Source organism: Deinococcus carri (assembly GCF_039545055.1).
GTDB classification, from domain to species: Bacteria; Deinococcota; Deinococci; order Deinococcales; family Deinococcaceae; genus Deinococcus; species Deinococcus carri.
The window spans coordinates 39,606-63,113 of record NZ_BAABRP010000003.1; the positions used below are offsets into that span (position 1 = coordinate 39,606).

The window sequence follows — 23,508 nt, forward strand, 5'->3', positions numbered from 1 at the left end:
GCAGGCGAGGATAGCAGGGAAAGAGGCTGAGCCGCTTATGTGAGCCATCTTCAGGCCCGTACAATGTCGGCGTGATACGGCTTCCGCTCCCCACCGTGCCTTCCGGGACAGCACCGGAAAGGCCTCTGCTGTGCCGCTTTGCCAGTCCACCTCGCCCCCTTCGCCCTTGCGCCTGCCCGCTCCGGTCGGCCCCTCTCCGGAGACGGCCGCGCAGCTTTGCGGAGTTCGTATGACCCTTGCTCCCGACTCCCGCCCCTCGCCGACGGCGGCCAGAATCGCGCTGACGGCGAGCGCTGTCGCGGCCGCCGGGCTGCTGCTGTTTCCGCTGGCGACGCTGGGGCGCGGCTTCGACGCGGACGCGGTGCTGCTGCACCTCAGCGGCGGCGTCTTCAACCTCACGGCCAATCCGGACGCCCCGCTGCCCCCCACCGGCACGGTGCTGGCGCTGGGGTGGGCCACGCTGGCCCTGCTGGTCGCCAGCATTGTGGGCGCGGTGCGCCGCGCGAACTGGTTCTGGATCACCGGGCTGCTGGCCTTTGTGACGGCGGTGGCGGCGGTGTGGGTGCTCGGCTCGGGCCTCAGCGCCGAGACCGCGCGGATCGCCGCCGACACCACACTGCGGCCGGGGGCCAAACGGCAGCTCCGGAACTTCTATGCCCAGGGGGGCATGAACCTGGGTCTGTTTCTACCCATCGTGGCGGGCCTGATCACGGCCGGGGCGGGGCTGAGTGCCCGCCCGGCGTGGTGGGAGCGGCTCAACCGGCTGCGCGGCCTGCTGGTGCCCGCCGTCGCCATCGGGCTGGCGGTGCTGGTGGGCGCGGTGGTCGTGCTGATCGTGCAACCCGCCGTGAATACCAGCGGCACGCCCTTCTCGCTGTGGGGCGGCTGGCTCGCCAAGAGTGACCTGGTGTACTTCGTGTACTCCACGCTGTTCGCGCCGGTCACGGCCCTGAACCCCTTTCTGGACAGTCTGAAGCTCGCCACGCCGCTGATCTTTACGGGCCTCTCGGTGGCCTTTGCCTTCCGCACCGGCCTCTTTAACGTCGGCGCGCCAGGTCAACTGACGCTGGGGGCGATTGCCGCGATGCTGGTGGGCGTGTACGGCCCGGCCAGCCTGGGCTGGGGGCTGCTGCCGCTCTCGGTGATCGCGGCGGGGCTGGGCGGCGCGCTGTGGGGCGCGATTCCCGGCCTCCTCAAGGCCCGCTTCGGCTCCAGCGAGGTCATCAACACCATCATGCTGAACTACGTCGCGTCGGCGATCTTCATCTTCATGATCGGCAGCGACACCTTCCCGTTCCTGGGGCGCGAGTACCACCTGCCCTTCAAGGCCCCCGGCTACGAACCCGCGAGCTACGACCTGCAACCCGGCTCGCGCCTGCCCACGCTGCTGGGCCTCTTCAACGTGGGGCAGGGCGGGGCCACGGCCCTGTCGATTGCGCCGCTGGTGGCGCTGGCGACGTACTTCATCGCGCGCTGGGCACTGGGTCGCCGGGCACGCGGGGGCCTGATCGCGCTGGCCGCCGCGCTGGTGTTGGGCCTGCTGACCTGGCGCATCGGAATTCCGGTGCAGATCGCGGGCAGCCAGCTCAACGCCAGCTTCCTGATCGCGCTGATAGGTGTGGGCGTGTTCGGCGTGCTGATGTGGCGCACGGCGGCCGGCTACGCGCTGCGGGCGGTGGGCCTCTCGCCCCGCGCGGCGGAATACGGCGGCATCAGCGTGGCGCGCAATACCATCCTGGCGATGACCATAGCGGGGATGTTCGCGGGGCTGGCCGGCACGCACTACGTGAACGGCGGCGCGCTGGACGAGTACCGCCTCAAGGGCAACATGCCCGTGAACGTCGGCTTCGACGGCATCGCGGTGGCGCTGATGGGCCAGAGCACGCCGGTGGGCGTGGTGGCCGCCAGCGTGCTGTTCGGAACCATCGACACCGGCGGCGTGGACGTGCAGCAGAAACTCAATCAGGTGGACCGCAACCTCGTGACGGTCCTCAAGGCGCTAATCGTGCTGTTTATCGCGGCGGGGGGCTTCCTCAGCCGCCGCGTGACCGACCCGCCGCCCCCGCAACTGGTGGCCGCCGCGGGCAGCACCGGCCCCGCCGAGGCGGGCCACCTCAGCCCCGCCGGGGCCGCTGCCGAACGCGCCACCCCCGTCCCCAACGTGGGGCGCAGCAGCGAGGTGAATGCCCAGGTCGAACTCGACCGGGAACGCGAAGGGAGCAAGTAAATGCGTCCAGTTTCCGGTCTTCCGGGCCGCGAGGGGGAAGCGTCCCTCCAGACCTCCATCCGGACGCATCATCTCCGACTCGCTCTGCTCGCCGTTTCGCTCACGCTCAACGTGGAGGTTCTTTAAATGGAAGGCCTGTTCGCCCAACTCGTGACCACCGCCTTCCTGGCGACCTTTATTCGCAGCGTGGTGCCGCTGCTGCTCACGGCGCTGGGTGGCTTATTTAGCGAGCGCAGCGGCGTGGTGAACATCGCGCTGGACGGCCTGATCATCTTCGGGGCGCTGGCGGGGGCCATCGTGACCTACACGCTTGACCCGGTGCTGGGCGCGCTGGCCCCCTGGGTGGGCTGGCTGGCGGGGGCGCTGGTCGGCGGCCTGATCGCCTGGGTTCACGCGGTGGTCAGCATCAAGTACCGCGCCGATCAGGTAATCAGCGGTACGGCGATCAACCTGCTGGCGACCGGGGTGCCGTCGGTGATTCTGACCGCGCTGTACGGCACCAGCACCGAGAGTCCCAAGGTGCCGCACGGCCTGCCGCTGTGGGGTGCCGGGGAACTGCGCTTCAGCCCGCCGGTGTACTTCGCGTTCCTGCTGGTGGCGGTCACGTGGTACGTGCTGTACCGCACCCCCTACGGGCTGAGGCTGCGCGCGACCGGCGAGCATCCCGGCGCGGCGGCCAGCATGGGCGTGAACGTGCGGCGCATGCGCTACAGCGGCGTGATCCTGTCGGGGCTGCTGGCGGGCACGGCGGGCGTGTTCCTGAGCATCGGGAACCTCGACTCCTACGTGCGCAACATCAGCGCGGGCCTGGGCTTCATCTCGCTGGCGGCGCTGATCTTCGGGCAGTGGAAACCGCTGGGCGTGCTGGGCGCGACCCTGCTGTTCGGCTTTCTCCAGGCCCTCGCCATCACGCTGGGCGGCACCGACCTGCTGCCCCCCACCCTGGTCACGGCGCTGCCGTACCTGATCACCATCATCGCCCTGATCTTCACGGGCCGCAGCGCCGCGCCGCGCGCCCTCGGGAAACCCTTCGAGGGCTGAGCACAATTTTCTCCGGGCAGGTCAGCCGCGCGGGCTGGCCTGTTTTTTGTGTTCCCCCGGTCAGTTCGAAGTGGTGCGCAGCAGAGGGGCGGCCGGTTCCTGCACCTCCCCGGTCCCGTTCGGCGTTCCCATCTTTCCGAGCGTCTCCAGCACGGCCCCGGTAAAGGCACGCAGCAGGGGGAGGGCAGCCCGCTGCGGCAGCACGGCGAGCGCGAGGGGCCGGGTGAGGGGTTCGGGCAGGGGCAGGACGACCAGACCGGGCGGCAGGGGCAGCAGCGCCAGCCGCGGCATGATAGTCACGCCCAGGCCGTGGCCCACCATCGAGAGGGTCACGCTGTCCTGCTCGACTTCCATGATGTGGGTGAGCGGCACGCCGCGCGCCGTGAGGTAGCCGCGCACCCGCCGGTGACAGGAGTCGCGCAGCGGCGGCAGGATCAGGGGCTGGGCCGCCAGGTCCGCGAGCGTGACGGGGTGGGTGCCACGTGCGCTGGGGGCGGCGAACAGGTAGTCGTCTTGCACCAGGGGGGTCAGCCGCAGGTCGGGGGCCTCGTCGGCCACGATCAGGCCGGCATCCACCCGGCCCGCCCGGACGGCTTCTGGCCCGCCGCCGCAGCTTTCGGCGTCCAGCAGGATCACGGTCACGCCCGGATGCCTCGCCCGGAAGGCGGCCAGTGCGGGCGGCAGCAGGTGGGTGGCGGTGGACCGGAAAGACGCCACGCGCAGCGTGCCCGCCAGCGCGCCCTCCTCCTGCGCGGCCAGCAGGGCGTCGGCGGCGGCCTGGACGGCGGCGCGGGCGTGGCCCAGGGTCCGCAGCCCTGCCTCGGTGGCGAAGGTTCCGGCGGGTGTGCGCCGCAGCAGCGGGCGGCCCGCCAGCGCCTCCAGCCGCGCGACCGCCTCACTCAGCGAGGACTGCGAAACACCCAGTTCCGCCGCTGCCTCCCCGAAGCCCCCCGCATCCACGACCGCGATCAGCGCCCGGAGCTGCGCCAGCGAGGGGGCCTGGGCCGGGGCGGGCGGGAGTCGGTCGGTCATGGCTCCGATTCTAGTCACCCGGGGCGGCGGCCCCATCGGCCCACCCGATGCCCGGCCGTGCCCGCCTCCCCTGCGCCCGATGTCCTGCGCGGCCCAGTCCGGCGCACCCTGAAGCCGGAGGAGGTTGCCCCATGACGCGAGTTCCGCTGGTTCCCGCCCTGCCCGTTCCCCCGCTCCCCTGCCCACGCGGCCCGGAGGTGTTCGGCCTGCTGATGGTGGAGGCCATCACGCCGGACGGCCGGGCGACCGCCCCCGCCCTGGCCGACTGGGAGGTGCGCGCCTGGCCGGTGGCCCGGCTGGGCGACGCGACGCTGGAGGCCCGGCCCCGCCGCCCTCACCTGGGCGCGGCCGAGCTGGACCACGACCTGCGGCGTGCGGGCTACACGCCGCTGGGTCCCTTCCGGACCGCCCGCAGCCAGGTCACCCGGCGCAGTTAAACCCGCCCGTCAGCTTCAGCTCATCTGCGGGCTGGGCGGACATGCTCCCCTGAACGGCAATGCCCCGCCGCACCGCCCTGCTGGCCCTTCTGCTCTGTGTCCTGCTTCCCGGTGCGCTCGCCGCCCCCCAGACCGTGACGGTCAAGAAGGGCGATACCCTCTACGGCATCGCCCGGCGCAGCGGCGTCAGCGTGGAGCGGATCAAGGCCCTCAACCGCCTGAAGAACAACACTATCCGGCCCGGCCAGACCCTGCGGATGAGCGGCCCGGTGCCCGCTTCCCTGGCCCCGGTCGCGGCACGGCCGGGTGGGAAAACCGCTGCTGCGGGGTTCAGCACCTACACCGTCCGCGCGGGCGACACCCTGGGCCACATCGCGCGGCGGGCCGGGGTCAGCGTGGCGGCCCTGCGCGCGGCGAACGGGCTGAGCGGCAACCTGATCCGGGTCGGCCAGCGGCTGCGGGTGCCCCCGCGCGGCACGGTGACGGCGCAGGGAAGCGCCCCTGTGCCCCGCGCCCCGGCCCCCCGGCCCACCACCGAGGTGCGGGTGATCTACGGGTACGTGCGGGTCGGGCCGCGCGAGACGCTGGAGGGGCTGGCGCGCACCTACCGCACCACCCCCGACGGGCTGGCCCGCCTCAACGGCCTGAGCCGCGTGCAGCGGCGGCTCTATCCCGGCCAGCGGCTGCTGGTGCCCCGGCGCATGCCGGTGCCCATTCCGCCCCAGCCCCGGCGGGCACCCCTCACCGTGCAGCAGGTGCGGGCGCTGAACATTCCCGTTCACGTGCTGCGGGTGGACCTGCGCTGGCGCAACGTGCTGGTCGCGCCCGTGCTGCCCCGCTCGGGCCTGGGGGTGGGCGTGGGGGCCACGGTGGGCAGCCTCGCGCGGACGAGCGGCGCGCGGGCGGTCGTGAACGGCAGTTACTTTCACCCGCGCTCCTACGTGCCCGCCGGCGACCTGGTGATGCAGGGCCGCCTGCTCTCCTGGGGCCGTATTCCCGCCGCGCTGGCCATCACGCCCGACAACCGGGCGGCCATCATGCCCAGCACCACGCCGCTGCTGGGCCTCCCGCTGGAGGCGTCCTGGCACGGCATGGAAACCGTGATTGCCACCGGCCCACGCATCCTCAACGGCGGGGCGGTGGTCCGGCAGTACGCCAGCGCCTTCCGCGACCCGGCCCTCTTCGGGCGGGCGGCCCGCAGCGCTGTCGGGCTGCAAAGCAACCGCGACCTGGTGTTCGTGACCACCCACGCCAAACTCACCACCACCGAGATGGGCAAGGTGATGGCCCAGCTCGGCGTGCGCGACGCCCTGCTCCTCGACGGCGGCAGCAGCGCGGGCCTGGCCTGGAACGGTCAGGCCGTGGTGAACAGCGTCCGCAAGGTGGCATACGGCATCGGGGTGTTCACGGGGTACACCGGGCGGCGGTACGCGAGGTAGGGCTGTGAGCGATGAGCGGTGAGCTATGAACAGGCACCCGGTCGCTCTGGCCTCTGGCGTCAGCCCGCTTTTTCATAGCCATGGCTCATAGCCTTCTTCCCGTACCATGCAGCGATGAAGTTCCTTCTTCCCCACCCCGGAGGCCGCCCTTGAAGCCCGCGCAGGTGGAGTCACAGATCACGCGCGTCCTGAGTGAGGCCATTGCGGGCCTGCGTGACCCCCGCGTGCCGCTGATTGTCACGGTCGAGCGGGTCAGTGTGACCCCCGACTACGGCCTGGCCCGCGTGTACGTGAGCGCGATGGGGGCGGATATGCCCGCGCTGCTCGACGCCCTGACGCACGCGCGCGGGCACCTGCAACGCGAAATCTCGGCCCATGTGCGGATGCGCCGCACGCCGACGCTGGAGTTCCGCTCGGCCGACGAACGGGGGATGCTGTGACCGCGCCGCTGGCCGCCCCCCCCCAAAGCCGCAGCGACCTGCGCGTGCGCTACGCCGAGACGGACGCGATGGGGGTGGCGCACCACGCGAACTACCCGGTCTGGTTCGAGGTGGGGCGCGGCGAGCTGATGCACCAGCTGGGCCTCCCCTACGCCGAGGTCGAGGCGCGCGGCTACTACCTGATGCTGTCGGGCCTGAACGTGGAATACCGCCGCGCTGCCCGCTACGACGACCACCTCACCCTCGTGACGCGCGTCTCCAGCGTCCGCTCGCGCACCCTCACCTTCACCTACGAACTGTGGCGGGGGGAGCCGGGCGCGGAGGGGGAACTGCTGGCGACCGGTGAGACACGCCACATCGCCACCGACAAGACCTACCGCCCGGCCCGCCTGCCTGAAGACGTGCTGACGCTGCTGACAGCCGGAGCCGCTGAGGGCTGACGGCTGATAGCTTCTTTTCCACACCCACCCCCGCCCCCTGCCCGCTAGACTGCGGCGCACATGAGCCACCTGTCGCGCACCCTGCCCATCAAGCGCGCCGCACACGTCTACCTCGTCCGCGACCAGGAACTGCTGCTCGTCGAGGAACGCATGGACGACGGCAGCATCTTCTACGGCCTGCCGGGCGGCAAGGCCAACCCCGGCGAGAGCCTCGCGGACGCCGCCGTGCGTCAGGTCCGGGTCGAGACGGGCCTGACCGTGACCGACCTGCGCTTCGTCAGCCTGCTCGAGGGCGAGATGCTGACCGGCACCCGCAACGAGTGTTACGCCAACTTCGGGCGCTTCACGGCCACCTTCCACGGCGAACTCGACCCCACCGACCCCGAGGTGGTGGGCGTGAAGTGGGTGCCCTTCGCCCAGGTCGAGAGCCTCATCCGCTACGGCCCGCCCCCAGAGGTCGAGGAACGCAACCCCCTGATCTGGGTGCCCACCCGCGACTTCCTGCGCGGCGAGGCCCGGACCTACTACCCCATCTAGGGCGGCCCATGCCGAGGCTGCTGCTGCTCCTGGGAACCGCCCTGGCCGTCTCGCTGCCGGCCCTCGCGCAGCCGTCCGCCTCCGCCGGGACCACGGCGACGCTGGGGGACCCCATCTTCCCCGGTCTGGGACAGGCGGGGCTGGACGTGCGGCACTACGACGTGGCGCTGACGGTGGCCGAACCGGGGACCGCGCGACTGAGCGGCGTAGTGACGCTCACGCTGACCGCGACGCGCCCACTGGCCGAGGTGCGGCTGGACTTTCTGGGGCCGGACGTGACCGCCGCGCACTGGAACGGGCAGCCGGTGCCCTTCCGGCCAGAGGCGGAGGCGCAGAAGCTGGTGGTGGTGCCGCCCGCGCCGCTGCGGCCGGGACAGGAAGCCCGCCTGACGGTGGAGTACCAGGGAACGGCGGGGGCCATCTTCGACCCGGACTTCAGCCCGGCCCTGCGCCTGGGCTGGCAGGCGGTCCCGGCAGCGGCGGACCAGCCCGGATCGAACTTCGCCTTCAGCGAGCCGAACGGCACCCACGCCTTCCTGCCGTCGAACGACCACCCCAGCGACAAGGCCACCTTCACCACGCGCGTGACCGTCCCAGTGGGGTACACGGCGGCGGCGAGCGGGGTCGAGGGGCCGGTGGTGGAGGGCAACGGCACCCGCACCTTCGTCTTCACGCAGGCGCAGCCCATCCCGACCTATGCCCTGGCCGTTCAGGTGAACCGCTTCGAGCGGGTGGTGTCCCCGGCCGTCCCGGTGGGGGTGAACGGCTCGCCGGTGGCGCGGCGTGACTATTCCCCGGCAGGGACGCTGGACAGCACGCGCACCCCCTATGCCCACACCGACGAGATGCTCCGCGTGCTGGCGGACTGGTTCGGCCCGTACCCGTTCGGGGCTTACGGCGTGGCGGTGGTCGCGCCCCCGCTGCCCGCGCTGGAAACGGCGACGCTCTCCACCATGCCGCCCACGACCAGCGAGCGCACCGCCGTTCACGAACTCGCGCACCAGTGGTTCGGGGACGACGTGTCACCCGCGACCTGGGCCGACGTGTGGCTGAATGAGGGCTTCGCCACCTACGCGGAACTGCTGTGGACCGAGACGCAGGGCGGGGACGGGCAGGCGGTGGCCGCACGCTGGCACGCCACGCTGGCGCAGGGGGGCACCCGCCCGCTGGTCGCCACCCAGGCCGGGCAACTGTTCGACCGCAGCGCCTACCGCCGGGGTGCTCTGGCCCTGCACGCCCTGCGCGCGGCGGTCGGGGACGCGGCCTTCCGGGCCTTTCTGCACGCCTACACAGCCCGCTTTTCGGGCCGGAGCCTGGGCACGGCGGACCTGCTGGCCTTTGCCCGAACCCAGGTGGGCGAGGCGGGGGCGGCGGCGCTACGGACCTGGGTGGAAGCGCCGGAGTTGCCGCCCCTGCCGGTGCTGGCACGCTGACCCGTTCCCGGCGACCCCCACCCCACACCGGACTCACATCCTGATATCGGATGCTGATACCGGAGGCCGAGGATGGACGTGAACCTGTTCAAGGGCAACCTGGACCTGATCCTGCTGAGCGTGCTGGAGCGGGAGGAAGGCTACGGGCTGGAGATCACCAAACGGGTAGAAGCGCTGACGGAGGGGCACATCACGCTGAACGCGGGGAGCCTCTACCCCGCGCTGCACCGGCTGGAAAGGGCAGGCCACCTCGCGGCGACGCTGGCCACGCCGGGCCGGGGCGGACCGCCCATCAAGACCTATCACCTGACGGAAGCGGGCCGGGCAGAACTGCGCCGCCGCCGCGAGGGATACGCCGCTTTTGACCGCGCGCTGCGGAGCCTGTGGTGAATGCCGACCTGCCCCCGGCCGTGGCCGCTTACCTGCGGACGGCGACCCGGCTGCTGCTTCCCGGTTCCGGGCAGCCGGCGCACGCTGAACTCCACGCCAACCTGCATCAGGCGATGCTGGATCACCTCACCTGCGGCCGCACCGAGCCGGAAGCCTGGGCCACTGCGCTGCGCGATTTTGGTCCGCCCTGGCTCACGGCGCTGGGCCTGGCCCGCACCCACACGCTGCCGCTGCTGCTGCGGCTCGGCCTGGCGGCCGGGGTGCTGGGGGGCGCGGCTTCGGCCCTGTGGACGCACAACCTAGCCACACCGCCAACCCACCCACCGGCCCACGAGGCCCGCCCGTGAAGGGCAGGCTGCGCCGGCTCTGGCACGAGTGGGGTTTCCCGGTGGTTCTCGCGCTGCTGATCACGCAGTTTGGAGCGACGGCGGTCAGGGTGGACGGGGCCAGCATGATGCCCACGCTGCGAAACGGTGAGTGGCTGGTGGTGCCCAAAGTGGAGGGCTGGGCACACCGGGCAGGCCTCGGCGATTACCGGCGGGGAGACGTGGTGGTGTTCAAGCCGCCGCGCGCCGCGGCCGAGTGGACGCGCGAGTACCGGGGCTTTTCCCTGCCCTGGGCCTACCGTCCCTACCTCGTCAAACGGGTCGTGGCGCTGCCGGGCGACCGCGTGCATATGAACCGGGGCGAACTGTACGTCAACGGGCAGCGGGTAGACCAGCGCTGGACCCTCCCCTTCTGGAAGACGCTGTGCCCAGACCGCGACAGCGTGCTGGCCAACAGTGTGGCCGCATCACCCGTTCAGACGGAGCAACCGGAAATTACCGTCCCCGCCGAACACTACTTCGTGATGGGCGACAACCGCAGCCCCGGCGGCAGCCTGGACAGCCGGGTCTTCGGCCCGGTCGGTGTGGGGGACATCGCGGGGCGGGCGCTGGCGAGCATGTGGCCGCTGGCCGTGCCCGAGCGGGCCACGCCCCCCTGCGACGGGCAGGCGCACCCGGAGCGGCGCGTCACCTTCGGCGGCAAGACACGCTGGAATCCCCGGCTGCTCCCGCCGCCCGACGAGCTGAACACCCTGCCCTGACTCCCCCTTTCGGCGGACGCCCGGCCCCGCCCCAGACACCTACGCTGCGGGCATGATGGACGTGATGAGCGCCCCCTCTCCACCACGCCGCGAAGGACCGCTGGCCGACCTGCTCTCGGCACGCACCTACCGCACGGCGCTGTACGTGGGGCTGGCGCTGCCGCTGGGCGGGCTGGTCACGGGGCTGCTGGTGGGCGGGGCGCTGGCGGGCGTACTGACGCTGCCGCTGCTGGTGGGCGCGGCCCTGCTGCTGGGCACGCTCTGGCTGGTGCCGGGGCTGGCGGACGTGCAGCGCTGGCTGGCGCGGCTGCTGGGCCTGCGCTTCTCGCGGGTGACGCCGCCGCCGGTCTACGCGGGCGTGCTGCCCTGGCTGCGCGCGACCCTGGCCGACGGCGCGACGTACCGCGCCCTGATGTTCCACCTGCTGCAACTGCCGCTGGCGGTGGTGTGCTGGCTGGTCCTGGGCACGCTGCTGGGCACGTCGCTGCTGGCCCTGGCCGCGCCCTGGTGGGCCACCCAGCCCACCCTCTTTCCGGTGACGTGGCAGGGGGCCAGGGTCAGCCTGAGCGGGCCGGGCGCGGCGGGGCTGGCCCTGGCAGGCGCGGGCGGACTGCTGGTCACGGCGGGGGTGCTGAACCTGCTGGGCCGGGTGTGGGCCTGGCTGGCCTACGCACTGCTGTCGGCCCCCGTGGACGAGGGCGGCGCGCGGCGGGAGGTCGCGGCGCTGCGCCGGGCGGCCGGCCGGGTGGCGCTGGGGGACGACCTGGACGCGACCCTCGCGGACCTCGCGGGTCAGGCACGGGCGGCGAGTACCGCGCGGGCGGTGGCGCTGACGGCCCCGGACGGCACGCTGCGCGCGACGAGTGGCCCCGACCACCCGGCCCTGCATGGCCCCGGCGCAATGCCTCCCGCAGGCGGCGCGGACGTGCGGTACGCGGCGGGAGGCGTGACGCTGGCGACGCTGCCCGTCGTGGCGGGCGGCGCGGACGGGGGCAGCCTGCGCGCCCTCTACGCGCCCGGCACGCAACCGGGGCCGGAGGAACTGGCCTTTCTGCTGAGCATCGCGGACCACGCGGGCACGGCGCTCCACGCCGCCGAACTTATCCGGCGGGCCTCGGAGCGGGCCGAAGAGCAGGAGCGCGCCCGGCTGGCCCGCGAGCTGCACGACAGCGTGGCGCAGGCCCTCTACGGCATCACGCTGGGGGCCAAGACCGCGCGGGCCACGCTGGGCCGCGACCCCGACAGGACCCGCGCCAGCCTGGACTACACCATCCGGCTCGCGGAAGGCGGCGTCAGCGAGATGAAGGCCCTGCTGTTCAGCCTGCGCCCCGACGCGCTGGAGGAAGGCGGGCTGGTGGCGGCCCTCACGCAGAACGCCCACGCGCTGGAAGCCCGGCACGGTCTGACCGTCCACACCGACCTGGGGCGCGAGCCGCACCTCTCCCCCGCCGCGCAGGCCGCCGCCTACCGCGTGGCGCAGGAAGCCCTGCACAACGTGGTCAAGCACGCCCGCGCCTCACAGGTGTGGCTGAACGTGCGGGAGGCGGAGGGCGCGGTGACGCTGGAAGTCCGCGACGACGGGCGCGGCTTCGACCCGGCGGCCCTGTCCGGCGGCACGCTGGGGCAGCGTTCCATGCGCGAGCGGGCGCAGGGGGCGGGCGGGACGCTGGAGGTCCAGAGTGAGCCAGGCGGGGGAACCACCGTCACCCTCACCCTCCCGGCGGTGGCCGAGGAGGCGGGCGCGTGACGGTCGCGGAGCGTACGCCGCCGCGCCCGCTGGCCCCCGTGCTGGCGCGGATTGCACTGGGGCTGGGGCTGGTGGCGGGCGGCCTTTTCCTAGGCTGGCAGGGCAAACAGGTCACGCCCACGCCCGGTCTCAACGCGGTGCGGACGCCGCTGGACCTTCCCCTGAACGGCGCGGGGGCGCTGAATATCCGGCTGGAGGGGAACCTCACCGACCTCAGCGTGGCGGGGCTGGCGTGGCCCGGTCGGGGGGCGCTGGGCGGAAGCGCCGTCCACCGCGAACGCAACCCCCTTCAGGTGCAGGTGACGCGCGAGGGGGGCACCCTGAATGCCGACCTGCGCCTGAACGTGAAACCGCTGGACGAGGGGGTGATTCGCGTGGCCCCGGCGTCCCTCCAGCACCGGCTGGACACACAACTCTCGCGGGCGGTGCCGGTCACGCTGACGACCGACACCTACAACGGCGACACGCGGCTGGACCTGCACGCCCTGCGGGTGCGGACCCTGAACGTCCGCAGCGGCTTCGGGCAGGTGGTGGCGACCCTGCCGGAGCGGCAGAGCGGGCCGCTGACCTTCGTGACGCTGGGGGGGGGCGTGACCCTGCACGCCCGTCCGGAGTGGCGTGCCCCCGCCCTGCGCGTGAACACCGAGAGCGGCGACGTGAATCTCGACCTGGCCGCCGCGCGGGTGGAATCGCTCAGCGTGGGCGTGCTGAGCGGGGACGTGACCGGATCGCTGCCCCGCACCGACCGCACGACCATCGCGTCCGGGCACGGCGACGTGAATCTGGACCTGCCCGACGGCGCGGCGGGCACCTTCGACTTCCGTTCGGAGGGCGGCCGCGTGGCGCTGACCGTTCCGCGCGGCCTGTCCCTGCGGCTGCGCTTCACCGACCGCACGACCCTGCATCTGCCCCCCGGCCTGAAGCGCCAGGGCAACACCGCCGCCACCGACGCCCAGGCCCTGAACGACCCCGACCTCGACCTCTTTATCGACGCGCAGAGCGCCGACCTCTCGCTGCGTGACCCCCGCCCGGAAGGAGCCTCCCCCCCATGACCGACCCTGCCCCCACCCCCCCCGTCCGCGTGCTGCTGGTGGACGACCACGCCGTCGTGCGCCAGGGCCTGCGCCTCTTCCTGGGCCTCGACCCCCACATCGAGGTGGTGGGCGAGGCCGCCAACGGCGAGGAAGCCCTCTTGGAAGCGGACCGCCTGACGCCCGACGTGGTGGTGATGGACCTGATGATGCCCGTGATGGACGGCATTCAGGCCACCCGCCTGCTGCGCCGCACCCATCCGGACACCGAAGTCATCGCGCTGACCAGCACGCTGGAAGAACACAAGGTCAACGGCGCGATTGAGGCGGGGGCCGTCAGCTACATGCTCAAGGACGCCTCCTCCGACACGCTGGCCGACGCGATCCACGCCGCCGCGCGGGGCGAGGTGCGCCTGCACCCGGAAGCCGCCCGCCGCCTGGTGCGCGACTTCCGCACCCCCGACATGCGCGAGACGCTGACGCCCAAGGAAGTCATCGTGCTGCAACTGATCGCGCGCGGCTGCTCCAACCGCGACATCGCCCGCGACCAGGGCGTGACCGAGGCGACCGTGAAAACCCATGTCAGCCGCCTGTTGAGCAAGCTGGGGCTGGAAAGCCGCACTCAGGCGGCGCTGTACGCATTGCGGCACGGGCTGGCGAGCCTGGAGGAATGAGGGGGCGGCCAGCTTCCGGCCGCCAGCAGACAGCCAAAGCGAAAGGCGGGAGCGTTCCCCCGCCTTCTGCCTTCTGCTTTCCGCCTTCTGCAACCCTCAGCCCAGGTCGTCCAGCACGCCCGCCAGCTCCTTCTTCACACACGTGAACATCGGCGTGTCCCGCAGCGTGTAGTTGCTCGCCTCGGTGTAGCGCAGGCGGTGGACGAGGTCCACGAACTCCTGCGGATAGTCCGAGTCGAAGCTGACCACGAACTCCTGGTCGTCGATGCCGTACGAGTAGGAGGTGTTGATGCGCACGCCTTTGAAGGGGCCGGAGGCGTAGATGTGTTCGTCCATCATGCCCTGGCGGGAATGCGGCGTCAGGTCGTACCAGGGGCGGGTCTTGATGAAGGGGTAGATGAAGAGGAACTGCCCCTGCCCCGGCAGGATTTCCAGGCCGTGCCCGCTGCCCTCGACGCGGTTCACGTACTGGCTGCGCTTGTTCATGGAGACGAAGTTGTACGGCTGCGTGAGGTAGCCCATCAGCCGCGTGCGGTTCAGGCGGGCCTGCGCCTCCTGAAACTCGCGCACGTCGAAGGCGATGCGCCAGAGCATGAAATCCACGTCGCTGCGAACGCCCACTAGGCTGTAGGTGCGCTGAATCAGCCCCTTCTCGGCGGGCGCGTCCGTGACCCAGCCCTGGGCCGCCGCGAGAAACTCGGCCTTGAGTTCCTCGCGCTCACCCTGGGGCAGCCGCCGGAACGCGGGGTCGAGCTTGAAGAAGGCGTAGTTCAGAAACTGCCGCTGCGCCCGGTCCGGCTCCCGCTGCGTCACCTGCCCGCTGGGGTCGAGGTCCACCATCATTTTGGGACGCCCACCGGGGGCACCACCCGGACGCCCTCCCGTGGTCGGCGGCGTCTCCGCTGGCGGCTGGTCGCTGGCTGCTGGCCGCTCACTCACCGCGCCACCTCCTGCCCGCGCAGGTCGTGGGTGAGGCCGAAGTTCGCGCGGTAAAGCGTCTGCATCGCGTCGTACTCGGCGTCGGTCAGGGGCGCGGCGTCGAAGGTGGCGGCGTATTCTTCCAGCCCCTTCCCGTCGTAGATGTTGGGGATGACGCTCGCCATCGCGGGCGAACGCAGCGCGAACTGGAGGGCGAGCTGGCCGATGGTGCGCCCGTTCAGGAACTGCACTTCGAGTTGCTCGACCTTCTTCAGGCCGTCTTCCATCCAGGCCTTGCGGCGGGCGTTGGTGGTCATGCGCCAGTTGCGGTGGTCGCCCGGCTCGAACTCGGTGTCGAGGGTCATGTAGCCTTCCAGCAGCCCCGAAGCGTGCGGCACGCGGGCCATTACGCTCACGCCCTCCTGTTCGGCCACCGGGAGAATCTGCTCACCCAGCACCTGCTCCAGCAGGTTGTAGATGATCTGGGTGGGCGCGTGGCGCAGGCGGATGGTCTCGATGCCTTCTTCAATCTGCCGCTCGTTCAGGGCGGGACCGAGGGCGGTGCCGTAGGCGCGAATCAGGCCCTCGGCCTTGAGCTGCTCCAGCTCGGCCCAGAGGTCGTCTTTCTGGATGGCGTCCAGGCGGGGGTTGTGAAGCTGGTAGTAGTCGATGTAGTCGGTGCCCAGGCGCTTCAGGCTGCCTTCCAGCGCCTTGCGCAGGTACTCGGGCGTCCAGTCGTGCGGGCGCTCCTGCTGGCCGGGGCGCTCGGGGTGGTTGTAGATGTCGTAGCCGAACTTGGTGCCGATGACAATCTGGGCGCGCACGCCCCCCAGCACGCGGCGCTGGAGTTCCTCGGCGTGGCCGGAAGCGTAGGTGTCCGCGTTGTCGAAGAAGGTGATGCCCAGGTCCAGGGCGCGGCGCAGCAGGCGCTCGGCCATCTGGTCGTCCTTGACGCCCCACCACGTCGTGCCGACCGTCCACACGCCGAAGCCCACCGCGCTGACGGTGAGATCGGTGCCCAGCAGTTTGCGGTATTCCATAACCGTACTATTCCACCGCCCACGGGGGACAATGCACCCCGAACGAACGGTCAGGTGGGGGGCAGTTCAGGGAAGGAGGCAGGAACGTCTGCCCGACTGGGAACGTACCGGAACATATGGGCTTCTTTGCATCCACACCTCCCGAACCCCACGCCGTCACCCGCGCGGGCAAGGGCCTGACCTGCGCCCATTGCCAACACGACCTCTTTCACCGGGGTGAGGCTCAGCTCAACACGCAGGGAATGACGCTGCTGGGCCTGGACTGGATGAACCGGAGCGCCTCCTACTTCGCCTGCGCGAACTGCGGACACCTGCACTGGTTTCTGGACGTGGCCTGAGCGCCACCGGGCCGCGTTCTTCCGTGAGGAACGCACACGCTATTCATGCGCCTTTTTGAACCCCCTCCGCTCGGGCACAGGAAACACCAGCCGGAAGTCCGGCACCCCCAGCGTCAGGCGTGGCCGGGTATGGCGCAGGGGCAAATACAGGCCGTCCGTGTGCAGGACGGTCAGGCGGGCCAGGCCTGCGTGTCCGCTCGCCCCCACGCGCGTCAGGCACCAGTCCCCACCCTCGTCCAGCGGCGGTTGCGCCAGCGTGCGCCAGGCCGGGGGCACCAGGGCCGTCGTCACGGGCAGGCGCGGGCCACCCGTGCGGAAGGCCAGATGGGCAACGGGCTGCCCGTCCTCCCCGGTCACGCGGACCTGACCCTGCCGCCCGTCTTCCTGCCACTCGAACTGCGCGAGCCGCTTCGGCAGGCCCCAGTTGCGCCGCCCCCACACCACGCTTTCTTTGGTGCTCACCACGATGGAGCGCACGCGGGGGCGCGGCCCGGCAGGACTGGCGCGGCCCGCCTCGGCCCACAGCAGCTCGTCGTAGGGGCCGACGGGGGACGTGGCGTAGCGAAGCAGCATCAGGGCACCCAGACCGGCCTGCGGCGCGGGGGTATACAGCGCCATCAGGCCGCGCCCGGTCAGCGTCCAGGGAGGCGGGGGCATAGGCCCAGGCTACGCGCTACCCTCGCCCTGATGCTGAAACACGTGTCCTTCCTGACCCGCGACCTGGGCGCGGTCCTCGCCTTTTACAGCCGGCTGGGCGGCGTGGTGGAAAAAGACCTCACGACCGCCGAGGGCTTCCGGCGCGGTGTGGTCCGCCTCGGCCAAGCTCAGGAGGCTGGGGGCCGCCTGCAATTCTTCGAGGTGCCCGGTGAGGCCCCCGCCCCCCATCCCCACTGGGCCGAACACATCGCCCTGCACGTGCCGGACCTGCGCGCCCTCCTCCCCGACCTGCGCGCGGCGGGCGTGCCCGTCACCCGCGACCTCCAGCCCAGCCCCGGCGGGCGCGACATGGCCTTTGTGCTGGACCCGGACGGGCGACAGGTGGAGTTGCTGGCAGAAGGCTGAAAGCGGAAGGCAGATGGCTTTGGGAAGCTCCCGCCATCTGCCTTCTGCCTTTCGCCTTCTGCGCCGCGCCTATGGCCCTTCCGTATATACCCGGCTCGGAAAGTAATACTTGTCCAGCATCAGTTTGCCCAGGGCGACGGCGGGTACCGAGAGCAGCGCCCCGGCGAAGCCCAGCAGCGACGCGCCGATCAGGATGGCGAGCAGCACCGTGACGGGGTGCAGGTCGGTGGTCTTGCTGAGGATGTAGGGACTCAGGAAGTTGCCCTCGATCTGGTTGGCGGCCACGAACACCACGATCACCAGCAGCATCTTGACCCAGCCGAAGGGCAGGGCCAGCAGCAGGGCGGGCGTCGCGCCGATCACCGGCCCCAGGTACGGCACGATGTTAAAGGCCCCGGCCAGGAAGCCGATGGCGGCGGCGCTGGGAATGCCCAGCGCGGTCAGGCCCAGCCACACGAACACGCCGATAAACAGGGCGATCAGCAGTTGCCCGCGCACGTAGCCACCCACCGCCGTGCCCACCAGTTCGCTGAACTCCAGCACGCGCGGCTGCCAGGGCCGGGGAAAGGCGCGCAGCAGCGAGGCGTTCACCCGGCTGTAGTCCAGCATCAGGTACACGCTGAGCAGCAAGATCAGCACCACCTGGCCCAGGATGCCGCCGATAGACACCAGGCCGCTGAAGATGGTGCCGCTGGAACTCAGCACGTTTTGCAGGATCGGGACGATGTTGCGCCCCAGGTTCTGCAAGGCCGTCTGCACCGCGTCGGTGAGCCGCAACCGCACGGCCTCGGTTCCGGGAATCCCGTGCGCGCCCAGCCACTGAAAGACGCCGTCCAGTATCTCATTGAGCCGCCCGACCTGGGCCGACAGCCCGGTGATCAGGGCGATCAGCTGGGTCGAGACGGTGACGAGCAGCCCGGCCGCCAGCGCAAAGATGCCGATAAACAGCAGCAGCACGAAAAAGACGCCCAGGCCGCGCTTGACCCGTCCGCGCTCCAGCCAGTTGAGCATCGGGTTGGCGAGGTAGGCGATCAGGTAGCCCACCGCGAACACCACCACCACCGTCGTGATCTGGCCCAACAGGCGATACAGGACGTAAAACAGCAGCAGGAACACGAGGGCGCGCACCCAGGGGCTGCGCCAGACGTACTGAAAGGCATTGGGGGCTTTCGGGGGCGAGATCACGCCGCCCATGATACGGAGGGGAAGGCGGCCGTGCGCGCGGGCGAGCGTTGCGTGAACCTTAGCCCAGCGTGGGTAGGTTCGGCCCTGCCAGGTTGGGACGGGCAGGTCCCGCCGCAGCATGCCTGGGCTTTGCTACAGTGGGGGCATGTCCAGCCTGTGTTGCCTTCCCCCGCGGTAAGCAGCGCACCCGCCCTGCCGCCGCGCCCCTTCTGTGTGGCGCGGCGGCTTTTTTTGTTTTCTCGCCCATTTCTGTGTTCTCATCAGGAGGAGTCATGACATCACCGGACCGGCCTTCCGGCCGCCAGCCCGACCCCGGCATCGTCCTCTACGACACCATGCAGCGCCAGAAGGTGCCCTTCGTGCCCAGTGTGCCCGGCCGGGTGGGCATGTACCTGTGCGGCCCCACCGTGTACAGCGACGCGCACCTCGGCCACGCGAAGAAGGAGGTGGCCTTCGACGTGATTCGCCGCGCGCTGCTGCACTTCGGCTATGACGTGCGCTACGTCACCAACGTGACTGACGTGGGCCACCTCCAGAACGACGCCGACGAGGGCGAGGACAAGCTGCTGGCCCGCGCCCGGCTGGAACAGCTCGAACCGATGGAGGTCGCAGACAAGTACTTCTGGTCCTTCGTGCGTGACATGGACGCCCTGAACATCCTCAAGCCCAGCATCAACCCCCGCGCGACCGGCCATATTCCCGAGCAGATCGCCCTGATCCAGGAGCTGATCGACCGGGGCCACGCTTACGTGTCGGACGGCAGCGTGTATTTCGACGTGCGGAGCTGGCCCGAGTACGGCAAGCTCTCGGGCCGCCGACTCGACGATCTGGAAGAAGGCACCCGCGAGGCCGTGCGCGAGGAAAAACGCGACCCGCGCGACTTCGCCCTGTGGAAGAAGGCCGAACCCGCCCACATCATGCGCTGGGAGTCGCCCTGGAGCGTGGGCTTTCCCGGCTGGCACATCGAATGCAGCGCCATGAGTCTGAAGTATCTGGGCGAGGGCTTCGACATCCACGGCGGCGGCCTAGACCTCGAATTCCCGCACCACGAGGCCGAGATCGCGCAGTCGGAAGCGGCCGGGCATCCCTTCGCGCGCTACTGGATGCACAACAACATGCTGACCATCAACGGCGAGAAGATGAGCAAAAGCAAGGGCAACTTCACAACCCTGAAGGACCTCCTGGCCCAGCACGACCCGATGGTGATCCGCTTCCTGCTGGTGGGCAGCCATTACCGCTCCATCACCGAGTTCAGTGACGCGGCCTTCGAGAGCGCTCGCAGCGGCTACCGCCGCCTGACCGACGCCCTGCACGAGGTCGAGCGCCGCCTGGAGACGGCCCCGGAGAAGAACGACCCGGCCCTGCGCGAAAAGATTGCTGCCCACGTCCGCGAGTTCGAGGACGCCATGCGCGACGACTTCAATACCCCCAGGGCGGTCGCGGCGCTGTTCGGCCTGACCACCGACATGAATGCGGCCCTGGGTGCGGGCGAGGTGGGCCGGGAGGCGCTGGAGGCCGCCCGCGACGCCTACCGCACTCTGGGCGGTGACGTGCTGGGCCTGTTCGCCCAGGGCGCGGCCGAGCGCCAGGACGAGACCCAGGTGGTCGACGCCCTGATGGACCTGGTGCTTCAGGCCCGGCAGCACTACCGCCTGAACAAGCAGTACGCCCAGGCCGACGAACTGCGCGACACCCTCGCCGCCGTCGGCGTGACGGTCGAGGACACCCGCGACGGCCCGCGCTGGCGGCGCTGAGCACTCGCCCCCCCGAATGCACCCCCTGAACATGCCGGGCAGGCGGTCTCCCAAGCTGCGGCCAAGACCAGCGGGCCAACCTGCCCATGACCTCACCCGCATGTCAGAAAGCTGTCATTCGGGCTGGGTACGATGGTCCTGAGCGGTGGACGCCACCCCTCATCCTTCCCTCCATAGGGCGCGCTACCCCCCCTGGGCGCGCCCTTCCTTTTTGGACTGGAGTCTGGGATGTGGGCGGCCCCGGCCCCAGCCGTAAACGAGGCGCAGGCAGCTTCAATGTCTGCTGAGCGGTAACTCATGTGCGGCATGGCGGCGGCGCTACACTCGCCCCATGTTGCCGCCCCTCGTCAAGCAGGTTCTCGATAACTTCAACTTCGATGTGGACCCGGCCCTGACCCCCGAGGAAAACGTCGAGGAGGTCATCCGGAGCGCGGCGCTGCTGTCCGGGGCGATTGCGGTGGAACCTGTTCCCTTTGCCGACATCCTGCTGATCACGCCCGTGCAGGCCAAGATGGTGCTGCACATCGGCAAGATCTACGGCTTCGAAATCACCCCCGACCGGGCAAAGGACATCGTGCGGGAACTCGGAGCCACCGTGGCCTACGGCATGCTGGCCCGGCAGGTGATGCGCGGCGTCGCCAAACTGGCCCTGCCGGTGATCGGCGGCCTGATCACCGCGCCCGCCGTGTACGGCTGGACCTTTGCCCTGGGGCGCGTGGCGCAGAACCACTTCGAGCGCAAGCGCCAGGGGTTGCCCGACAGCAGGCAGGAGCAGGTCAAGGTCATTCAGGAGGCCAAGGGCCAGGCCCGCCGCGTCCTGCCCAGTCCCCAGGACTTCACCGACCTCGCCGCCGAGCTGCGCCGCCGCGCCGACGAGAAACAGAAGGGGCAGGGCGGGGGCCGGGGTGACCTGAACTGAAGCTGGGCGGTATGCTCGCCCCCATGCCTGCACGTTCCTTTCTCCACAAAGCAGCCCTGCCGCTCCTCACGCTCCTGACTCTGTCCTCCGCCCAGGGGGCACAGTGGCGGTTCGGGGTGCAGGCGAGTACTCTCCTGCCGGACAATTTCGGACTGGCAGCGACCGTAGGCGGGCATCTCAGCGTGCAGGGAGCCGTCAGCCGGAGCCTGGACCTGCGCGGCCTGCTGGAAGGCAACGTGGGCCTGAACCGCGCGCCCGAGGTACGGCTGGACCTGACGCTGCTCAAAAACAGTGGGAGTCTCTATTACGGGGGCGGCATCGGCTCGGGCCTGCTGGCCGATTTTGGCGACCCCGGCTCCGGCATTCCCCTGATCGTGTATTCGCCGCTGCTGCTGGCGAACGTGCATGGCGTGCTGGGCTACGACTTCGGCGGCCCACGGCTGGAAGGGATGGCGCGGCTCGGCCCGAATCCGGGGGTGGGCTTGCGCGCCAGCTTCCCCCTACGCTGACCGTGCCCACCCTTGACCCTCTCCCTCGCTGTGCGGCACACTCTGCTCAGCGTTGATCCGCAGGAGTACCGCGCAAGCGCAGTCATGAGCGAGCCTGAGACGGTGAGAGTCAGGCGGCCAGCAGCGTCGGGAAGGGCGGCGGGGAGCTGAAGCGAGAAAAGTGCCACTGGCCGCAGACCGCGGCTGTGGAACTGGGGTGGAACCGCGCGGGTCTAACTTCTGCGTCCCCAGACGAGCCGGGAAAGGGCCGTCTGGGGACGTTCTTTTCCGGTTCGGGAAAGGAGAAGACTGTGCCCGCGAACTCGATGGAAGAACTCGTCAGCCTGTGCAAGCGCCGGGGCTTTATTTTCCAGGGGTCGGAGATTTACGGCGGCCTGCAAGGCTTCTACGATTACGGCCCCCTGGGCGTGGAGCTGAAGAACAATATCAAAGCGTCGTGGTGGCGCACCAACGTCTACGAGCGCGACGACATGGAGGGCCTGGACGCCTCCATCATCATGCACCGGCTGGTGCTGCGCCACTCCGGGCACGAGGCCACCTTCAGCGACCCGATGGTGGACAACAAGAAGAACAACAAGCGCTACCGCCTCGACCACCTCGTCAAGGACCAGAAGGCGGAGGTGGTGGCGAAGGTGGCTGCCGAGATGGGCGAGAGCGTCGAGAACTTCCCCGCCGTCGTGGCGGCGCTGGTGGCGAGGCCGGCGCAGGCCAGCGCGGCGCTGATGGCGGCGGGCGTGCGCGACCCCTTCAGCGGCGAGGTGGGCGACTGGACCGAGCCGAAGCCCTTCAACATGATGTTTAGGACGACCATCGGCCCCACCGCCGACGAGGACTCCTACGGCTACCTGCGCCCCGAAACCGCGCAGGGCATCTTCACCAACTTCAAGAACGTGGTGGACTCCACCTCGCGCCGCCTGCCCTTCGGCATCGCGCAGATCGGCAAGGCCTTCCGCAACGAGATCACGCCGCGCAACTTCATCTTCCGCGTGCGCGAGCTGGAGCAGATGGAAATCGAGTTCTTCTGCGCCCCCGGCACCGACGAGGAGTGGCACGAGAAGTGGCTGGAGGCCCGCCTCGCCTGGTGGGAGGCGCAGGGGGTACCGCGCTCGAAGATTCAGATTCTGGACGTGCCGAAAGAGGACCTCGCGCACTACTCCAAGCGCACCTACGACCTGATGTACGACTACCCCACCCTGGGCTACGAGGAAATCGAGGGCATCGCCAACCGCACCGACTTCGACCTGGGCAGCCACACGAAAGCGCAGGCCGAGCTGGGCCTCCAGGCGCGTGTGGAGGAGAACCAAGACTCCATCGCCAAGCTGACCATCCCGCACCCCGAGACACAGAAGCCCGTCGTGCCCTTCGTGATTGAACCCTCGGCGGGCGTGGACCGGGCGATGCTGGCGGTGCTGTCGGAAGCCTTTACCAAGGAGACGCTGGAGAACGGCTCCGAGCGCATCGTGCTGAAGCTGCGGCCGCACCTCGCGCCGATCAAGGTGGCGGTGATTCCGCTGGCCCGCAACCGCGAGGAAATTACCAGCGTGGCCCGCGCCATCAAGGCCGACCTCCAGAAACTGGGCCTGGGCCGCGTGCTGTACGAGGACAGCGGCAACATCGGCAAGGCCTACCGCCGCCACGACGAGGTGGGCACGCCCTACTGCGTGACGGTGGACTTCGACACCGTGGGCAAGGGCGAGGACCCGAATCTCACCGACACCGTGACGGTGCGTGACCGCGACACGCTCGCCCAGGAGCGCGTGAAGATCAGCGAGCTGGCGGGGTGGATTCAGGCGCGGCTGAGGTAAGCGTCCAGCCACCAGCTTCCAGC

General features: G+C 70.4%; 25 protein-coding genes. 20 read left to right on the plus strand and 5 right to left on the minus strand.

The genetic code is table 11. The features are described from left to right. Window positions 1-229 precede the first annotated feature (229 nt). Both ABEA67_RS06485 and ABEA67_RS06490 read left to right on the plus strand, forming a co-directional pair. Entirely contained in the window at window positions 230-2,227 is a 1,998-nt protein-coding gene (locus ABEA67_RS06485; RefSeq protein WP_345462706.1) for an ABC transporter permease, read from the plus strand. 126 nt (window positions 2,228-2,353) lie between these two features. Then, the gene (locus ABEA67_RS06490; protein WP_345462709.1) at window positions 2,354-3,268 is read left to right on the plus strand and encodes an ABC transporter permease; all 915 of its coding nucleotides are present in this window, start codon (window positions 2,354-2,356) and stop codon (window positions 3,266-3,268) included. A gap of 60 nt (window positions 3,269-3,328) precedes the next feature. Here the strand turns inward: ABEA67_RS06490 and ABEA67_RS06495 are convergent, their stop codons facing one another. Next, entirely contained in the window at window positions 3,329-4,300 is a 972-nt protein-coding gene (locus ABEA67_RS06495; RefSeq protein ID WP_345462712.1) for a LysR family transcriptional regulator, read from the minus strand. Window positions 4,301-4,431: 131 nt separating this feature from the next. Between ABEA67_RS06495 and ABEA67_RS06500 the strand changes: the two genes are divergently transcribed. The 12 genes from ABEA67_RS06500 (at window position 4,432) to ABEA67_RS06555 (ending at window position 13,955) form a co-directional block, all read left to right on the plus strand. Continuing rightward, a complete protein-coding gene (locus ABEA67_RS06500) occupies window positions 4,432-4,737 on the plus strand; it encodes a hypothetical protein (RefSeq protein WP_345462715.1) in 306 nt (101 codons plus the stop codon). Window positions 4,738-4,796: 59 nt separating this feature from the next. Next, entirely contained in the window at window positions 4,797-6,176 is a 1,380-nt protein-coding gene (locus tag ABEA67_RS06505; RefSeq protein WP_345462718.1) for a LysM peptidoglycan-binding domain-containing protein, read from the plus strand. 149 nt (window positions 6,177-6,325) lie between these two features. Further along, on the plus strand, window positions 6,326-6,616 hold the full coding sequence (locus ABEA67_RS06510; RefSeq protein WP_345462721.1) for a ribosome-binding factor A: 291 nt from the start codon (window positions 6,326-6,328) through the stop codon (window positions 6,614-6,616). After that, a complete protein-coding gene (locus tag ABEA67_RS06515) occupies window positions 6,613-7,056 on the plus strand; it encodes an acyl-CoA thioesterase (RefSeq protein WP_425557160.1) in 444 nt (147 codons plus the stop codon). The genes ABEA67_RS06510 and ABEA67_RS06515 overlap by 4 nt, the downstream gene beginning before the upstream one ends. Window positions 7,057-7,116: 60 nt before the next feature. After that, a complete protein-coding gene (locus ABEA67_RS06520) occupies window positions 7,117-7,593 on the plus strand; it encodes an NUDIX domain-containing protein (protein ID WP_345462724.1) in 477 nt (158 codons plus the stop codon). 8 nt (window positions 7,594-7,601) lie between these two features. Then, the gene (locus tag ABEA67_RS06525) at window positions 7,602-9,026 is read left to right on the plus strand and encodes a M1 family metallopeptidase (RefSeq protein ID WP_345462727.1); all 1,425 of its coding nucleotides are present in this window, start codon (window positions 7,602-7,604) and stop codon (window positions 9,024-9,026) included. Window positions 9,027-9,098: 72 nt separating this feature from the next. Then, a complete protein-coding gene (locus tag ABEA67_RS06530; RefSeq protein WP_345462730.1) occupies window positions 9,099-9,416 on the plus strand; it encodes a PadR family transcriptional regulator in 318 nt (105 codons plus the stop codon). After that, entirely contained in the window at window positions 9,413-9,763 is a 351-nt protein-coding gene (locus tag ABEA67_RS06535; RefSeq protein WP_345462733.1) for a hypothetical protein, read from the plus strand. Before ABEA67_RS06530 ends, ABEA67_RS06535 begins: the two co-directional genes overlap by 4 nt. Then, window positions 9,760-10,503, plus strand: a complete 744-nt coding sequence (lepB, locus tag ABEA67_RS06540; RefSeq protein WP_345462736.1) for a signal peptidase I — start codon at window positions 9,760-9,762, stop codon at window positions 10,501-10,503. The genes ABEA67_RS06535 and lepB overlap by 4 nt, the downstream gene beginning before the upstream one ends. A 52-nt stretch (window positions 10,504-10,555) precedes the next feature. Continuing rightward, window positions 10,556-12,250 carry a sensor histidine kinase gene (locus ABEA67_RS06545; RefSeq protein ID WP_345462739.1) on the plus strand — a complete coding sequence of 565 codons (1,695 nt, stop codon included), beginning with the start codon at window positions 10,556-10,558 and terminating at the stop codon, window positions 12,248-12,250. Then, window positions 12,247-13,302: a DUF4097 family beta strand repeat-containing protein gene (locus ABEA67_RS06550; protein WP_345462742.1), complete on the plus strand. Its 1,056-nt coding sequence runs from the start codon at window positions 12,247-12,249 to the stop codon at window positions 13,300-13,302. Before ABEA67_RS06545 ends, ABEA67_RS06550 begins: the two co-directional genes overlap by 4 nt. After that, window positions 13,299-13,955 carry a response regulator gene (locus ABEA67_RS06555; RefSeq protein ID WP_345462745.1) on the plus strand — a complete coding sequence of 219 codons (657 nt, stop codon included), beginning with the start codon at window positions 13,299-13,301 and terminating at the stop codon, window positions 13,953-13,955. Before ABEA67_RS06550 ends, ABEA67_RS06555 begins: the two co-directional genes overlap by 4 nt. 96 nt (window positions 13,956-14,051) lie before the next feature. Here the strand turns inward: ABEA67_RS06555 and ABEA67_RS06560 are convergent, their stop codons facing one another. Both ABEA67_RS06560 and ABEA67_RS06565 read right to left on the minus strand, forming a co-directional pair. Next, window positions 14,052-14,798 carry a chlorite dismutase family protein gene (locus ABEA67_RS06560; RefSeq protein WP_345463193.1) on the minus strand — a complete coding sequence of 249 codons (747 nt, stop codon included), beginning with the start codon at window positions 14,796-14,798 and terminating at the stop codon, window positions 14,052-14,054. Between the two features lie 92 nt (window positions 14,799-14,890). Then, the gene (locus tag ABEA67_RS06565; RefSeq protein WP_345462748.1) at window positions 14,891-15,913 is read right to left on the minus strand and encodes an aldo/keto reductase; all 1,023 of its coding nucleotides are present in this window, start codon (window positions 15,911-15,913) and stop codon (window positions 14,891-14,893) included. Window positions 15,914-16,029: 116 nt separating this feature from the next. On the opposite strand from ABEA67_RS06565, the gene ABEA67_RS06570 reads away from it, so the two are divergent. Further along, window positions 16,030-16,251: a hypothetical protein gene (locus ABEA67_RS06570; RefSeq protein WP_345462751.1), complete on the plus strand. Its 222-nt coding sequence runs from the start codon at window positions 16,030-16,032 to the stop codon at window positions 16,249-16,251. A gap of 39 nt (window positions 16,252-16,290) precedes the next feature. Here the strand turns inward: ABEA67_RS06570 and ABEA67_RS06575 are convergent, their stop codons facing one another. After that, the gene (locus ABEA67_RS06575) at window positions 16,291-16,908 is read right to left on the minus strand and encodes an acetoacetate decarboxylase family protein (protein WP_345462753.1); all 618 of its coding nucleotides are present in this window, start codon (window positions 16,906-16,908) and stop codon (window positions 16,291-16,293) included. Between the two features lie 30 nt (window positions 16,909-16,938). Between ABEA67_RS06575 and ABEA67_RS06580 the strand changes: the two genes are divergently transcribed. Then, entirely contained in the window at window positions 16,939-17,313 is a 375-nt protein-coding gene (locus ABEA67_RS06580) for a VOC family protein (RefSeq protein WP_345462756.1), read from the plus strand. A 69-nt stretch (window positions 17,314-17,382) separates the two neighbouring features. Here the strand turns inward: ABEA67_RS06580 and ABEA67_RS06585 are convergent, their stop codons facing one another. After that, window positions 17,383-18,498: an AI-2E family transporter gene (locus ABEA67_RS06585; RefSeq protein ID WP_345462759.1), complete on the minus strand. Its 1,116-nt coding sequence runs from the start codon at window positions 18,496-18,498 to the stop codon at window positions 17,383-17,385. 272 nt (window positions 18,499-18,770) lie between these two features. Here ABEA67_RS06585 and cysS point away from each other — a divergent pair, with 272 nt between their 5' ends. The 4 genes from cysS (at window position 18,771) to ABEA67_RS06605 (ending at window position 23,485) form a co-directional block, all read left to right on the plus strand. Next, window positions 18,771-20,252 (plus strand): cysteine--tRNA ligase, encoded by a 1,482-nt coding sequence (cysS, locus tag ABEA67_RS06590; protein WP_345462762.1) that lies wholly within the window; start codon window positions 18,771-18,773, stop codon window positions 20,250-20,252. Between the two features lie 331 nt (window positions 20,253-20,583). Next, entirely contained in the window at window positions 20,584-21,171 is a 588-nt protein-coding gene (locus ABEA67_RS06595; RefSeq protein WP_345462765.1) for a YcjF family protein, read from the plus strand. A 23-nt stretch (window positions 21,172-21,194) separates the two neighbouring features. Beyond that, the gene (locus tag ABEA67_RS06600; protein WP_345462768.1) at window positions 21,195-21,680 is read left to right on the plus strand and encodes a hypothetical protein; all 486 of its coding nucleotides are present in this window, start codon (window positions 21,195-21,197) and stop codon (window positions 21,678-21,680) included. Window positions 21,681-21,970: 290 nt separating this feature from the next. Next, the gene (locus ABEA67_RS06605; protein ID WP_345462771.1) at window positions 21,971-23,485 is read left to right on the plus strand and encodes a glycine--tRNA ligase; all 1,515 of its coding nucleotides are present in this window, start codon (window positions 21,971-21,973) and stop codon (window positions 23,483-23,485) included. Window positions 23,486-23,508: the final 23 nt, after the last annotated feature.

Coding starts and splice junctions, on each gene's coding strand:
- ABEA67_RS06600 (WP_345462768.1), top strand. CDS start 21,195: ATGCCTGCACGTTCCTTTCTCCACAAAGCAGCCCTGCCGCTCCTCACG.
- ABEA67_RS06530 (WP_345462730.1), top strand. CDS start 9,099: ATGGACGTGAACCTGTTCAAGGGCAACCTGGACCTGATCCTGCTGAGC.
- ABEA67_RS06500 (WP_345462715.1), top strand. CDS start 4,432: ATGACGCGAGTTCCGCTGGTTCCCGCCCTGCCCGTTCCCCCGCTCCCC.
- ABEA67_RS06580 (WP_345462756.1), top strand. CDS start 16,939: ATGCTGAAACACGTGTCCTTCCTGACCCGCGACCTGGGCGCGGTCCTC.
- ABEA67_RS06525 (WP_345462727.1), top strand. CDS start 7,602: ATGCCGAGGCTGCTGCTGCTCCTGGGAACCGCCCTGGCCGTCTCGCTG.
- ABEA67_RS06495 (WP_345462712.1), bottom strand. CDS start 4,300: ATGACCGACCGACTCCCGCCCGCCCCGGCCCAGGCCCCCTCGCTGGCG.
- ABEA67_RS06570 (WP_345462751.1), top strand. CDS start 16,030: ATGGGCTTCTTTGCATCCACACCTCCCGAACCCCACGCCGTCACCCGC.
- ABEA67_RS06565 (WP_345462748.1), bottom strand. CDS start 15,913: ATGGAATACCGCAAACTGCTGGGCACCGATCTCACCGTCAGCGCGGTG.
- ABEA67_RS06520 (WP_345462724.1), top strand. CDS start 7,117: ATGAGCCACCTGTCGCGCACCCTGCCCATCAAGCGCGCCGCACACGTC.
- ABEA67_RS06595 (WP_345462765.1), top strand. CDS start 20,584: ATGTTGCCGCCCCTCGTCAAGCAGGTTCTCGATAACTTCAACTTCGAT.
- cysS (WP_345462762.1), top strand. CDS start 18,771: ATGACATCACCGGACCGGCCTTCCGGCCGCCAGCCCGACCCCGGCATC.
- ABEA67_RS06490 (WP_345462709.1), top strand. CDS start 2,354: ATGGAAGGCCTGTTCGCCCAACTCGTGACCACCGCCTTCCTGGCGACC.
- ABEA67_RS06555 (WP_345462745.1), top strand. CDS start 13,299: ATGACCGACCCTGCCCCCACCCCCCCCGTCCGCGTGCTGCTGGTGGAC.
- ABEA67_RS06505 (WP_345462718.1), top strand. CDS start 4,797: ATGCCCCGCCGCACCGCCCTGCTGGCCCTTCTGCTCTGTGTCCTGCTT.
- ABEA67_RS06575 (WP_345462753.1), bottom strand. CDS start 16,908: ATGCCCCCGCCTCCCTGGACGCTGACCGGGCGCGGCCTGATGGCGCTG.
- ABEA67_RS06560 (WP_345463193.1), bottom strand. CDS start 14,798: ATGATGGTGGACCTCGACCCCAGCGGGCAGGTGACGCAGCGGGAGCCG.
- ABEA67_RS06485 (WP_345462706.1), top strand. CDS start 230: ATGACCCTTGCTCCCGACTCCCGCCCCTCGCCGACGGCGGCCAGAATC.
- ABEA67_RS06545 (WP_345462739.1), top strand. CDS start 10,556: ATGATGGACGTGATGAGCGCCCCCTCTCCACCACGCCGCGAAGGACCG.